This window comes from Achromobacter sp. CSND-B12, from assembly GCF_052906545.1.
This window is the reverse complement of the sequence record NZ_JBREGJ010000001.1, coordinates 5,609,693-5,623,231: the sequence shown is the minus strand read 5'-3', so window position 1 is coordinate 5,623,231 and position 13,539 is coordinate 5,609,693. Positions and strand designations below refer to the sequence as shown.

Below are 13,539 nucleotides of genomic sequence, written 5' to 3'. Positions count from 1 at the left end.
GCGCCTGGTCTCGACACGCCCGGCGGCAGTATTCTCCTTCATGTTTCATGCCCTGCCGCCTCAGGTCGGGTTGTCCTCCCGCACCAGCCTCAGCCCCAGGTTGGCCGGCGGCACGCCGACCGAGCAGGCGCCGCCCTTGGGGTCGCGGATGAAGTCGGGCAGATAGGCGATGTGCCGCCCCGCCGCGACGCGGATGCCGCAGTTGCGGTCGGCGCCGTCGTCAGGGCCGGCTGTCCCCGCCTCGCCCCCCTGCGTGAGCGCCAGGATGCGCCGCGTGTAGCAGTCATCGGTCCATTCCCACACGCTGCCCGCCATGTCCATCAGCCCGGTGGCATTGGTGCCATAGGCGCCGAACGGGCGCACCTCGGTGGCTTCCTGGCCGCGCCGGGTCTGCGCGTCGTACTCGGCCAGCCAGCGCTGCGCCGGATCGGCGTCCGAGGCGGGCAGCGGCGTTTCCTCGCGGTAGGCGTCGCCGGCCGCATAGACCCATTCGGCATACGTCGGCAGGCGCCAGCGCTGCCCGCTGCGGTCCGACAGCCAGGCGGCGTAGGCCGAGGCGTCGCTCCAGCTCAGGCCGATCGCGGGCAGGTCCGGCGCGTCCAGGTCCCGGAAGCCGGGATCCAGCGGCTTGCAGGCGCCGGCGCGGACACAGGCCGCATACTCGGCCTGGCTGACCTGGCGCGTCATGATGACGACGCCGCGCGCCAGCTCCGCGCGCAGCGGCGCCGGCGACACCGGATAGCCGTTGCGCAGCGTCTCGCCCGGCGGCAGGTAGGCTACCTGCCCCGGCGGCAGCCGCGACACGTCGGGGGAAAGGGAACGGGCCCGCTCGGCGGGCCCGCAGGCGGTCAACAGGACCAGGAAGACAGCGGCCAGCGGGCGGCGCATGGATGGCGCTCCGGTTGCGCCCGGGGTCACGATGCCCCGGGATCCGCTGTCATTGGAACGCCGCCCGGCCTGGTCCTCTTTGCGCTGGCGCAATGAGCGCAATGGACCGGGCGCAAACAGCAGGCCGCCGCCCCGTGGATGCGCCTGCCGCGCGCATCCACGCCGGACCCGCAAGCTAGCGGCGCGCGGGCTCGGCCCGCAGCACCGGCTCGGCCGCGGCGGGTTTGCCGCTGAGCAGGCCCAGGATGACCTGCACCACCATCGCCAGCGCCCCCAGCAGGAACACCACGTCGCCGAAGGTGCGGCCCCAGCGCAGGGTCTTGAGGATGTCCTGCTGCATGAAGGCCTCGCTGCGCGCGTACCACATGCCTTCGCTGACGCTGGCATGGAACTGGATCAGGCCGATCGGCAGCAGGCTGGTGAAGATCATCAGCGCCAGGCCCAGGTTCAGGCCCCAGAAGGCCAGCTTCATCAGGCCAGGGCTGAGCGCGTACTGCGGCCGGATGTAGCGCAGCACCAGCAGCGTGAAGCCCAGCGCCAGGAAGCCGTAGACCCCGAACAGCGCGGCGTGCGCGTGCACCGGCGTGGTGTTCAGGCCCTGGATGTAGTACAGCGACACCGGCGGGTTGATCATGAAGCCGAACACGCCCGCGCCCAGCATGTTCCAGAAGGCCACCGCCACGAAGCACATCAGCGGCCACTTCAGGTTTTCCATCCACGGCGCGCGCGTCTTCAGGCGCCAGTTCTCCCAGGCTTCGTGGCCCAGCACGATCAGCGGCACCACTTCCAGCGCCGAGAAGCTGGCGCCCACCGCCATCACCGGCGTGGTGGTGCCGGCGAAGTACAGGTGGTGGAAGGTGCCGGGAATGCCGCCCAGCATGAACAGCGAGGCCGAGGCCAGGCTGGCGGTGGTGGCCATGCGGCGCGACACCAGGCCCAGCGTCGAGAAGATGAAGGCCAGCGCGGTGGTGGCGAACACTTCGAAGAAGCCTTCGACCCACAGGTGCACGATCCACCAGCGCCAGTACTCCATCACGGTCAGGTGGGTGCGCTCGCCGTAGAAGAAGCCGGCGCCGTAGAACAGGCCGATGGCGCCGACCGACGCGGTCAGCAGCGCCAGCAGGTTCTTGTCGCCGCCCGGCGTGCGCAGCGCCGGCACGATGCCGCGCAGCATCAGCACCAGCCAGAAGCAGATGCCGGCGAACTTGCCGATCTGCCACAGGCGGCCCAGGTCGACGTATTCATAACCCTGGTGGCCCAGCCAGAAATTCAGGTCCGGCGGCATGATCTGCGCGATCGCCAGGTAGTTGCCGGCGAACGAACCGACCACCACCAGCACCAGCGCCCAGAACAGGATGTCGACCCCGGCCTTCTGGTACTTCGGATCGCGCCCGCCATTGATCAGCGGCGCCAGGAACAGGCCAGCGGCCAGGAAGCCGGTGGCGATCCAGAACAACGCGCTCTGGATGTGCCAGGTGCGCACCAGCGAATAAGGGAACCACTGCGACAGGTCGATGCCATAGAACTTCTGCCCCTCGACCGTGTAGTGCGCGGTGAAGCCGCCCAGCAGCACCTGAAAGCCGAACAGCGCCACCACCAGAAACAGGTATTTGCCCAGCGCCCGCTGCGAAGGCGTGAGCGCGAAGGTGGTGAGCGGGTCGCGCGCGGGGGCCGGCGGCTCGTCCTCTTCCTTGCCGCGCAGGAAGGCCCAGGCCCAGATCAGCAGGCCGATGCCGGCCAGCAGCACCACCACGCTGATGATCGACCACATCACGTTTTCACTGCTGGGGTGGTTGCCGATCAGCGGTTCGTGCGGCCAGTTGTTGGTGTAGGTGACCGAGGTGCCCTCGCGCTCGGTGGCGGCGGCCCAGGCGGTCCAGAAGAAGAAGTGCGTCATCTGCCGGCGACGGTTGGCGTCCGGCAGGGTGTTCTCCTTCATGGCGTAGTTTTCGCGGCTGCGATGCAGCGCCGGCGCGTCCGAGAACAACTGGTCGTAGTAGGCCTCGGTCTGCGCCACGGCCTGCGCCCGGCGCGGGCTGAGCGTGAGCTTGCCGCCGGCCGCGTCCGCGCGGTTGGCGCGGTACTCGGCCTTGAGCTGCTCGCGCAGCGCGGCCTGGGCCGGCGCGTCGAGCTGGCCGTAGTCGCGGCCGTGCGCATCGCGCGCCGCCAGATCGAGCCAGGCCATCAGCTCGCGGTGCAGCCAATCGGCGGTCCAGTCGGGCGCCTGGTAGGCGCCATGGCCCCAGATCGAGCCCAGCTGCATGCCGCCGATGGACTGCCAGGCGGTCTGGCCATCGAGAATGTCGTCGCGGCCGAACAGGCTCGTGCCGTCGGCGCTGGCGACCTCCTCTGGAATGGGCGGCGCCTGTCGGTAGACTTCACCGCCATAGAAGCCGAGCAATGCGAACGTGACCGCCAACACGGCGATCAACGTGAACCATAACCTTCGATACGGGCCCATGATGGGAACACCCTCCTGTGTTGCGTTGTGGGGTATGCCCTCCCATGCGAAATTCGTGCCAGGGAAAAAAACAGGAAAATCAGCAACTTGAAACAGGGCCGGTGCTTTCTACCCGAACCTGGCAGGGTATAAAGAACCGGCATGCGGTGATTTCCACCCTGCCAGCGGCGGTCCGGGCCTCTACAATCCGGGCTGCGAAATCTCTAGACAAAAGGAAGCGACCGCATGGCCACGGGCAAGCCCGACGCGTGGAGCCTCTTCCTGACCGCGCATGCGCTGGTGGTGGAAGAGATCGAGAAACGACTGTCCGCCGCCGGCTTACCGCCGCTGGCGTGGTATGACGCGCTGTGGGCGCTGGAGCGCGCGCCGCAAGGCACCGCGCGCATGTTCGAGGTGGCCGAGCGCATGGTCATCGCGCGCTACAACCTGACGCGCCTGATGGACCGCATCGAGGCCGCCGGACTGGTCGAGCGCTTCCGTTCCGACGAGGACCGCCGCGCCACCTATGCCCGCATCACGCCGGACGGCCTGGCGCTGCGGCGCAAGATGTGGAAGGTCTACGGCCCGGCCATCGACGAATTGTTCCTGTCGCAACTGCCGCAAGCGCAGCAGGACGCCATGGCCGAACAATTCCGCCAGATCGCCCGCCATGCGCGGGCCTTGTCCAAACCCGCCGCCTGACCCGGCCGCCACGGAGTCCGCATGCCCGCCCGTCCGCCCCTGCACATCGGCATCGTCGCCTGCTCGGCGGAAGGCGCCGCGCTCTGCTACCGCACGATCTGCGCCGAGGGCGCCCAACGCCTGGGGCCGCACGCGCACCCCGAGGTGTCGTTGCACAGCCTGTCGCTGGCGGACTACGTGGCGTGCCTGGAACGCAATGACCTGGCCGGCGTGGGCGCGCTGACGCTGACCTCCGCGAACCGGTTGGCGCGCGCCGGCGCGGATTTCCTGGTCTGCCCCGACAACACCATCCACCAGGCGCTGGACCACGTGCTGCCGGGGTCGCCCCTGCCCTGGCTGCACATCGCCGAGGAAGTCGCCGCCGTGGCGGCCGCGCGCGGCCTGCGCCGCATCGGCATCCTCGGGACGCGCTGGCTGGTCGACAGCGCGGTCTATCCCGAGAAGCTGCGGGAGCGCGGGCTGGACTACGTGCGCCCGGCGCCTGACGACCGCGACCTGCTGGCGCGCGTCATCATGGACGAACTGGTCTACGGCGTCTTCAAGCCCGAATCGGTGGCCTTGCTGCAAGGCGTGGTGGCGCGGCTGCGCGACGCCGGTTGCGACGCGGTGGTGCTGGGCTGCACCGAATTGCCGCTGGTGCTGGACGACGCCAACTGCGCGCTGCCGACGCTGGACTCCACCCGCATCCTGGCGCGCGCGGCCCTGGATCGCGCCCTGAACGCGCCTACGCCGCCGCGCGCCGCGGCCTGAGGCGCGCGCGCGTTCAGAGCTGGTCCAGTCCGTACTGGCGCAGGCGATCCAGCGCCAGCACCTTGATCTGGTTGTACGACAGCGCCAGCACGCCCTGGTCCGCCAGCGTCTGCAAGGCCTGGTTGACGCGCTGGCGCGACAGGCCCGTCAGGTAGCCCAATTCTTCCTGTGAAATCGCCAGCGTCAGGTCGGTGGACGGATACAGCTGCGGGTTGAACAGCTGCGCCAGCGACTGCGCCACGCGCGCATCGGCGTCCAGCAGGCGATGGTTCTGGATCGAGGCGATGAACTCGCCCATGCGGTCGTTCAACTGGCCGATGACGAAATGCGAGAACGGCAGGCTGGCGGCCAGCAGCGCATGAAAGGTGGCGGCCGGCACCAGCAGCACCAGCGACGGCTGGATCGCCACCACGTCGTACTTGCGCAGTTCTCGCTTGATGACGCTGCCCTCGCCGAACCAGCCGCCCGGCGGCACTCCCGAGAACGTGCAGCTGCGTCCCGACTCGTTGTAGATCGCCAGCTTGAGCAGGCCGCTGTGCACCCCCAGCCAGTAATCCGACGGCGCGTTGCGGCGCGCGATCCAGGCGCCGCTGGCCACGTGTTCGGCGCGCGCCGTGGCCAGCACCAAATCCTGGTGCGGCGCGTCCAGCGCGGTGAACCAGGCGCAGCCGCGCAACAGCGCGGCCAGCTCGGTCCGGGAAACATCGTTTGAAACGTCGGACATGGAAAGAACCGTGTAAAACTGCGGGTTGGGCGCCTGGAAAAAGGTCTGTCATGCAGGCGACAGACACCATTTTCCGGCGGCCGATAAGCTAGGGGGCACCAACCTTCACAGGAGCCTCGCACAGGCAGGTAATCGGCCGCCAGGCTAGGCGTGGTCGCCGCCGCGTGGCTTTGCCACGCAAGGTGAGCGCAACGACGCCTGGCGGCCGATTACCTGCCTGCCCGTAGGGTGAGCGCCAAAATGAGCGCCTCTCTACGTTGCGAATGCTCGCCGTGGTCCCGCCACGACTGCGCTTCGCGCCTTGATAGTCGCTCATTTTGGCACTCATGCGAGGCTCCTGTGAAGGTTGGTGCCCCCTGGCAAGCAGCGGGATTCCGGCTACAGATCAACCCCGGCGATCCAGATCAAGTTTCCCGCATAAAAGCATATCCGGGCGTCCCCGCGCCCCACAGGAGACAAGCATGAGCAGCATGTTCGACCACGGCCTGGCACGCCGTGACGCCAACTACGAGCCCCTGACCCCGGTCGACTTCATCGCCCGCGCCGCGCAGGTCTATGGCAACCGCCTGGCCGTGGTGCACGGCGCCGTGCGCCGCACCTGGGCCCAGACCTACGAACGCGCGCAACGCCTGGCCGGCGCGCTGGCCGCCGCCGGCATCCAGCGCGGCGACACGGTGGCGGTGATGCTGCCGAACATCCCCGCCATGGTCGAGGCGCACTTCGGCGTGCCGATGCTGGGCGCCGTGCTCAACACCCTCAACACCCGCCTGGACACGCCCAGCGTGCTGTTCATGCTGGGCCACGGCGAGGCCCGCGCGCTGATCGTCGACACCGAATACGCCGAGGTCGCGCAACGCGCCCGCGCCGAATTCCCGCACCTGAAAGTGATCTCGGTGCACGACCTGGACGGCGTCCCGGCCACCCTGCCCGGCGCCACCGACTACGAGGCCTTCCTGGCCGCCGCCCCCGCCACCTTCGACTGGCGCCCGCCGGCCGACGAATGGGACGCGATCGCGCTGAACTACACCTCGGGCACCACCGGCGATCCCAAGGGCGTGGTCTACCACTACCGCGGCGCGTACCTGAACGCCGTCAGCAACATCCTCGAATGGGACATGCCCAAGCACCCGGTCTACCTGTGGACGCTGCCGCTGTTCCACTGCAACGGCTGGTGCTTCGCCTGGACCGTGGCGGCGCGCGCCGGCGTCAACGTCTGCCTGCGCAAGTTCGACCCCAAGACCGTGTTCGACCTGATCCGCGCCGAGGGCGTCACCCACTACTGCGGTGCGCCCATCGTGCAGAGCGCGCTGGCCAACGCCCCGGCCGAGCTGCGCGCCGGCATCACCCATACCGTGCGCACCATGGTGGCCGGCGCCGCGCCCGCGCCGGCGGTGATCGCCAAGATGAAGGAAATCGGCTTCGAGCTGACCCACGTCTATGGCCTGACCGAGGTCTACGGCCCGGCCGCCGTGTGCGCCCCGCAGGACGCCTGGAACGACCTGGAAGACGAACAGCGCGCCCTGCTGACCGCGCGCCAGGGCGTGCGCTACCACCTGCAGGCCGGCGTCTCGGTGCGCAACCCCGACACCATGGAAGAAGTGCCGGCCGACGAGCAGACCGTGGGCGAAATCATGTTCCGCGGCAACATCTGCATGAAGGGCTACCTGAAGAACGAGCGCGCCACCGAGGAAGCCTTCGGCGGCGGCTGGTTCCACACCGGCGACCTGGGCGTGATGACGCCCGACGGCTACATCCGCATCAAGGACCGCAGCAAGGACATCATCATCTCGGGCGGCGAGAACATCTCCAGCATCGAGGTCGAGGATGCCCTCTACCGCCATCCGGCCGTGGCCGCCGTGGCGGTGGTGGCCATGCCTGACCCGAAATGGGGCGAGACGCCCTGCGCCTTCGTCGAACTCAAGCCCGGCCACAGCGCCACCGCCGAAGAGATCATCGCCCACTGCAAGCTGCTGCTGCCCGGCTTCAAGGTGCCGCGCGCGGTGCGCTTCGGCGAACTGCCCAAGACCTCGACCGGCAAGATCCAGAAATTCGAACTGCGCGCCGCGGTGGGTTCCACCCGCGCCATCGACGCCACCTGATTCCCTCTCATCCAGACCTCGGAGCTCCGACGCCATGACGTACCAAGCCCCCGTGAAAGACATGCTGTTCGTGCTGAACCACCTGGCCGGCCTGCCGCAGGTGGCCGCGTTGCCGCAGTTTGCCGAAGCCACGCCCGACACCGCCCAGGCCGTGCTGGAGGAAGCCGCCACCTTCGCCGCCGACGTGCTGGCGCCGTTGAACCATCCCGCCGACCGCGAGCCCAGCGCCTGGCGCGATGGCGCCGTCACCACCTCGCCCGGCTTCAAGCAGGCCTTCCGCCAGTACGCCGAGGCCGGCTGGCAGGGCATGACGCATCCGGCCGAATACGGCGGCCAGGGCCTGCCCGGCCTCCTGGGCGCGCCCTGCTCCGAAATGCTCAACGCCGCCAACCTGTCGTTCGCCCTGTGTCCGCTGCTGACCAACGGCGCCGTCGAGGCGCTGCTGACGGCCGGTTCGCCCGAACTGCGCGAACGCTTCATTGGCCCGATGCTGTCGGGCCAGTGGACCGGCACCATGAACCTGACCGAGCCGCAGGCCGGCTCCGACCTGGCGCTGCTGCGCAGCCGCGCGCAGCCGGTCGGCGACGGCACCTACCGCATCTCGGGCACCAAGATCTTCATCACCTACGGCGAGCACGACCTGGCCGAGAACATCATCCACCTGGTGCTGGCGCGCCTGCCCGATGCGCCCGAGGGCGTCAAGGGCATCTCGCTGTTCCTGGTGCCCAAGTTCCTGGTCAACGACGACGGCTCGCTGGGCGCGCGCAACGACGTTACCTGCGTGTCGATCGAGCACAAGCTGGGCATCAAGGCCAGCCCCACCGCCACGCTGCAGTTCGGCGACGCGGGCGGCGCCATCGGCTACCTGGTGGGCCAGGAAAACCGCGGCCTGGACGCGATGTTCATCATGATGAACGCGGCCCGCTTCGCCGTCGGCGTGCAGGGCATCGCGGTGGCCGACCGCGCCTACCAGCACGCGCTGGCCTACGCCGCCGAACGCGTGCAGAGCCGCCCGGTGGACGGCTCCTCGCGCGAGGCCGTGCCCATCATTCAGCACCCGGACGTGCGCCGCATGCTGGGCACCATGCGCGCCCTGACCGAGGCCGGCCGCGCGCTGGCCTACTACACCGCCGGCCACGCCGACCTGGCGCACGCCAGCGCCGATCCGGCGGCGCGCGCCCGCCACCTGGCGGTGCAGGAATTCCTGGTGCCGATCGTCAAGGGCTGGTGCACCGAAGCCTCCATCGACGTCGCCAGCCTGGGCGTGCAGGTGCACGGCGGCATGGGCTTCATCGAGGAAACCGGCGCCGCCCAGTACTACCGCGACGCCCGCATCCTCACCATCTACGAAGGCACCACCGCGATCCAGGCCAACGACCTGGTCGGCCGCAAGACGCTGCGCGACGGCGGCGCGGTGGCGCAGGCGCTGATCGAGGAAATCCGCAAGACCGAGGAAGCGCTGCAGGCGCGCAGCGAGCCGGCCGCGCGCCTGGTGCTGACGCCGCTGCGCCAGGGCCGCCTGGCGCTGGCCAACACGGTCGACTTTGTGGTGGCCAACGCCGCCGCGCATCCCAACGCGGTGTTCGGCTCGGGCGTGCCCTACCTGCTGCTGGCCGGCACGGTGCTGGCCGGCTGGCAGATGGCGCGCGCGCTGCTCGCGTCGCTGGACCACCTGGACGAAGACCCGGCCTTCCACCAGGCCAAGATCGCCACGGCCCAGACCTACGCGCTGCACAGGCTGACCCAGGCGCCGGGGCTGGCGGCGGTGGTGGCCGGCTCGATCGAGTATGCCGTGCAGCCCTGAAGCCGCGCCGGTCGCCGCGACGGCGACCCCGGCTTCCTTTCTGAAAGACCGCCACGGCGGTCTTTTTCCATGGAGCACGGCCCCCGTTAAGCATATAACCAGAAAGAATAATGAAAAGACATAAACATATCTAAAATTATTAAGCGGATCCGGGAAACCCGGCCCCGCGGGCAAGCCGCCAGCCGCACCAAGGCGCCGTCGTTCAGGACATTTCCCTCATGCTCCGCAAGCTGTTCACCGCCGCGCTCGTCGCCGCCGCGACATCCTTCGCCCCCGTCCACGCCGCGCCGCCCGCGCTCGAAATCGGCTACCTGCCGATCCTGCCGGACGCGCAATTGTTCGTGGCGCTGGAAGAAGGCACCTTGCAGGCCAAGGGCGCGCCGGCCCCCAAGCTGGTGTCGTTCCAGAGCGGTCCGGCGCTGACCCAGGCGCTGCTGGCCGGGCAACTGGACATCGCCTACGTCGGCATCGGCCCGGCGCTGGTGGCCAGCGCCAAGGGCGCCGGCATCAAGGTGGTGGCTTCCAACATCGTCGAGCAGGTCAACGTGGTCGCGCTGGGCGCGCTGGCGCCGTATTTCGCCTCGGGCGATCCGGCCACGGCGTTCGCCCGCTTTGCCAAGGACAAGGGCAGGAAACCCGTCATCGCCAGCTACCCCAAGGGCGCCGTGCCCGAGGCCGCGCTGCAATACTGGCTACGCAACCGCCTGAAGGCGGACCCGGCCAGCCTGGACCTGATCTACCAGGGCGAGGCGCAAATCCAGCAATCGCTGCTGACCGGCGCCATCGACGGCGCCGCCATCCTCGAACCCACCGTCACCACCGTGCTGACCCGCGCCCCCGAATCGCGCGTGGTGGCGCGCGGCTCGCAACTATTCCCGAACCAGCCCGGCGCCGTGCTGCTGGTGCGCGACAAGCTGATCGCCGAGCACCCCGAGGCCGTGCAGCAACTGGTCGACGCCCAACTGGCCGCCACCGCCCTGCTGCGCGATGACCCGGCGCGCGCCGCGGCGCACGTGCAGAAATACGTCGGCGGCGGCCGTCTGGACCGCGCGCTGGTGGAAAAGGCCATTCGCAATTCGCATGACCAGTTCGTGGCCGACCCGCACGCCATCGTCGACGCCACCGCCGAGCTGCAGACCTTCCAGGCCAGCCTGGGCACGGTCGAGGCCGCCAAGGTCGACGTCAGGCAGCTGTTCGACACCCGTTTCTACGACAAGGCCAAGAAACCATGAGCCAGACCGCCCCGGCCCTGGCCGCCCCCGCGCCGCGCGCGCGCAAGGGCACGCCGCCCTGGTTCGCCGCCGCGCGCCGGGCGGCGTACGGCATCGGCGGGCTGGCCATCTTCATCGCCATCTGGAAGGCCGCGTTGATCTGGCAATGGGCGCCCCCGGGCACCCTGCCCGACCCATTCGCGCTGCCCGCCACGCTGGTCCAGGAATGGCAATCGGGCCGCCTGCTGCCGGCCATCGGCTCGAGCCTCGTGCATTACTTCTGGGGCCTGGCCGCCGGCACCGCGCTGGGTTTTGCCGTCGGCCTGGCGGCCGCCACGCTGCCGCGCTTCGACCTGGCGCAAGCCTATCTGGCGCGCATCCTGCGGCCGATCCCGCCGCTGGCCTGGGTGGTGTTCGCCATCGCCTGGTTCAAGGTCAGCCATGCCGGCGCCGCCTTCGTCATCGCCATCGGCGTGTTCTGGGTCAACTACTTCGCCACCTACAGCGCGGTGCGCAACGTCGATCCGCGCTACTACGAACTGGCGCGCGCCTTCGGCCACGGCGGCTACGTGGCGCGCGCGCTGGGCGTGACGCTGCCGGCCATCGCGCCCGGCGCGCTGTCGGGCGTGCGCACCGGCATCGGCCAGGCCTGGATGACGCTGATCGCGGCCGAACTGCTGGGCGTGCCGGGCATGGGCCAGGAAATGAACGCCGCCGCCGGCGTCGGCGCCTACGACGCGGTGGTGGTCTACATGCTGATCATCTCGCTGGTCTACACGCTCTGCGACCTGGCGTTCTCGGCGGTCGAAAGCAAGGTGCTGCAATGGCGTCCGTGATCGAATTCTCGAAACTCTCGTACCGGCATCCGGGCGCCGACGCGCCCGTGATCCAGGGCCTGTCGCTGGCGATCGAGGCGGGCAGCTTCGTGGCCGTGGTGGGCGGTTCGGGCGTGGGCAAATCCACGCTGCTGCGCGCGGCGGCCGGCCTGGCCGATCCCGCCGGCGGCGAGGTCCGCTTCCAGGCGCCCGCGCGCCCCGGCCGCCGCAGCCGCGCCGTGGTGTTCCAGGACAGCCGCCTGATGCCGTGGCGCACGGTCGGCGGCAACGTCGGCTACGGCCTCGAAGGCCTGGGCCTGGATCGGCAGGAACGGCAGCAGCGCATCGACGCCGCGCTGCAATTGACCGGCCTGGGCGACTACGGCCGCCGCTGGCCGCACCAGTTGTCCGGCGGCCAGGCGCAGCGCGTCGGCATCGCCCGCGCCCTGGCCGTCAAGCCCGACCTGCTGCTGATGGACGAACCCTTCAGCGCGGTCGACGCCATCACCCGCCGCAACCTGCAGCAGGAGCTGATCCGCGTGTGGCAGGCCTCCGGCGCGGCGGTGCTGTTCGTCACCCACGACATCGAGGAAGCGGTGTTCCTGGCCGACAAGGTGGTGGTGCTGGGCGGCCGCCCGGCCAACATCGCGGGCCACTACGACATCGACCTGCCGCGGCCGCGCGACCGCGCCGATCCGGCGTTCGCGCGGCAGGTGGCGGCCATCGCCCATACGCTCGAACATCACTGAGCGGAACGCGCCGGCGTGGCCTCACGCCCGCCGCGCAACCGCGCAGTCCGGCGCCGGCGCCGCCTTGCGCGGCAGCGTCAGCGCCCAGAACAGCGTTGCCGCCAGGCTCAGTCCCAGGCCCAGCGCGCACACGCCCAGCCAGCCCGCGCGCGCATAGACGAAGGTCGAGGCGATCGACCCGAGTCCGCTGCCCACCGCATAAAACATCATGTAGCCGCCGACCAGCCGGCTGTGCGCCTGCGCGCTGATGGAAAAGATAATGGCCTGGTTGGTCACGTGGAGCGCCTGCGCCGCGATGTCCAGCACCAGCACGCCCAGCGCCAGCGCCCACAGGCTGCGGTCCAGGAAGGCGATCGGCACCCACGCCAGGCACAGCAGCGCCAGGCCCGCGCCGGTGGTCAGTTGCGCATGGCCGCGATCGGCCAGCCGCCCCGCCCGCGCCGCCACCAGCACCCCGGCCACGCCCACCAGCCCGAACGCGCCCACCGCGGTGTGCGTCAGTGAATACGGCGGCGCGCTCAGCGGCAGCACCAGCGCCGTCCAGAACGCGCTGAAGACGGCGAACATCAACAGCGCGATCATGCCGCGCACCCGCAGCACCCGCTCGTGCGCCAGCAGCGTGAACATCGAGCGCAGCAGCGCGCCGTAGCCCAGTCCCGCGGTCGGCAAGGCGCGGCGCGGCAGCCAGCGGGCCAGCGCCAGCGCCAGCAACGCGGCCAGGCCGGCGGACACCAGGTAGACCGCGCGCCATCCCCACAGGTCGGCCACCGCGCCCGCCAGGGTCCGCGCCAGCAGCAGGCCGATCACCACGCCCCCCTGCACCGCGCCCACCACCCGCCCGCGTTCGCCCGGCGCGGCCAGCGCCGCCGACAGCGCCAGCAGGCCCTGCGTCATGGCGGTGCCGAGCAGGCCCAGCGCCAGCATCCCGGCCAGCAGCCACGGCGCGGCGGACGCCAGCGCCACCGCGGCCAGCGCCAGCACCAGCAGCCCCAACTGCGCCAGCATCAGGCGGCGCCGGTCGAGCAGGTCGCCCAGCGGCACCACCAGCACCAGCGCCAGCGCGCAGCCCAGTTGCGTCGCGGTGACGACGATGCCCACCGCGCCCTCGTCCAGGCGGAACTCGCGGCCCATGGCGTCCAGTAGCGGTTGCGCGTAGTAGACGTTGGCCACGCTCAAGGCGCAGGCCACGGCCAGCAGCAGCACCAGGGCGGCGGGCAGGCGATCGACGGATGGCGTGGCGGGCGCAGATGCGGCAGATGCCGTGGATGCCGCGGATGCCCTGGATCCCGCAGAGGCCGCGAATGCAGCGGATGCTGTGGGTTCGTTGGACGCCGGGGATGCCGGCGATGAAGGAGAT

Annotated in this window: 11 protein-coding genes; 7 read left to right on the top strand and 4 right to left on the bottom strand. The window is 70.1% G+C overall.

All coding sequences use genetic code 11. The features are described 5' to 3' along the window. Window positions 1-60: 60 nt before the first annotated feature. Both ACUTAG_RS26475 and ACUTAG_RS26470 read right to left on the bottom strand, forming a co-directional pair. A complete protein-coding gene (locus ACUTAG_RS26475; protein ID WP_251201404.1) occupies window positions 61-888 on the bottom strand; it encodes a formylglycine-generating enzyme family protein in 828 nt (275 codons plus the stop codon). 175 nt (window positions 889-1,063) lie between these two features. Further along, entirely contained in the window at window positions 1,064-3,349 is a 2,286-nt protein-coding gene (locus tag ACUTAG_RS26470) for a nitric-oxide reductase large subunit (protein WP_148316650.1), read from the bottom strand. Window positions 3,350-3,574: 225 nt separating this feature from the next. Between ACUTAG_RS26470 and ACUTAG_RS26465 the strand changes: the two genes are divergently transcribed. Together ACUTAG_RS26465 and ACUTAG_RS26460 are read left to right on the top strand one after the other, a co-directional pair. Beyond that, complete coding sequence (locus ACUTAG_RS26465; protein WP_006384279.1) at window positions 3,575-4,030, top strand: MarR family winged helix-turn-helix transcriptional regulator; 456 nt, start codon at window positions 3,575-3,577, stop codon at window positions 4,028-4,030. 21 nt (window positions 4,031-4,051) lie between these two features. Continuing rightward, a complete protein-coding gene (locus ACUTAG_RS26460; protein ID WP_148316648.1) occupies window positions 4,052-4,780 on the top strand; it encodes an aspartate/glutamate racemase family protein in 729 nt (242 codons plus the stop codon). 13 nt (window positions 4,781-4,793) lie between these two features. Here the strand turns inward: ACUTAG_RS26460 and ACUTAG_RS26455 are convergent, their stop codons facing one another. Next, window positions 4,794-5,504 (bottom strand): Crp/Fnr family transcriptional regulator, encoded by a 711-nt coding sequence (locus ACUTAG_RS26455; RefSeq protein WP_006384277.1) that lies wholly within the window; start codon window positions 5,502-5,504, stop codon window positions 4,794-4,796. Window positions 5,505-5,965: 461 nt separating this feature from the next. On the opposite strand from ACUTAG_RS26455, the gene ACUTAG_RS26450 reads away from it, so the two are divergent. The 5 genes from ACUTAG_RS26450 (at window position 5,966) to ACUTAG_RS26430 (ending at window position 12,182) form a co-directional block, all read left to right on the top strand. Continuing rightward, window positions 5,966-7,603: an acyl-CoA synthetase gene (locus ACUTAG_RS26450; RefSeq protein ID WP_446650382.1), complete on the top strand. Its 1,638-nt coding sequence runs from the start codon at window positions 5,966-5,968 to the stop codon at window positions 7,601-7,603. A gap of 34 nt (window positions 7,604-7,637) precedes the next feature. After that, window positions 7,638-9,407: an acyl-CoA dehydrogenase gene (locus ACUTAG_RS26445; RefSeq protein ID WP_148316647.1), complete on the top strand. Its 1,770-nt coding sequence runs from the start codon at window positions 7,638-7,640 to the stop codon at window positions 9,405-9,407. Between the two features lie 218 nt (window positions 9,408-9,625). After that, the gene (locus tag ACUTAG_RS26440; protein ID WP_148316645.1) at window positions 9,626-10,639 is read left to right on the top strand and encodes an ABC transporter substrate-binding protein; all 1,014 of its coding nucleotides are present in this window, start codon (window positions 9,626-9,628) and stop codon (window positions 10,637-10,639) included. Beyond that, window positions 10,636-11,454, top strand: a complete 819-nt coding sequence (locus ACUTAG_RS26435; protein WP_238866616.1) for an ABC transporter permease — start codon at window positions 10,636-10,638, stop codon at window positions 11,452-11,454. The genes ACUTAG_RS26440 and ACUTAG_RS26435 overlap by 4 nt, the downstream gene beginning before the upstream one ends. After that, entirely contained in the window at window positions 11,442-12,182 is a 741-nt protein-coding gene (locus ACUTAG_RS26430) for an ABC transporter ATP-binding protein (RefSeq protein ID WP_026383831.1), read from the top strand. Before ACUTAG_RS26435 ends, ACUTAG_RS26430 begins: the two co-directional genes overlap by 13 nt. 21 nt (window positions 12,183-12,203) lie before the next feature. On the opposite strand, the gene ACUTAG_RS26425 is transcribed toward ACUTAG_RS26430, so the two are convergent. Then, window positions 12,204-13,400: an MFS transporter gene (locus ACUTAG_RS26425; protein ID WP_148316912.1), complete on the bottom strand. Its 1,197-nt coding sequence runs from the start codon at window positions 13,398-13,400 to the stop codon at window positions 12,204-12,206. Window positions 13,401-13,539 lie beyond the last annotated feature (139 nt).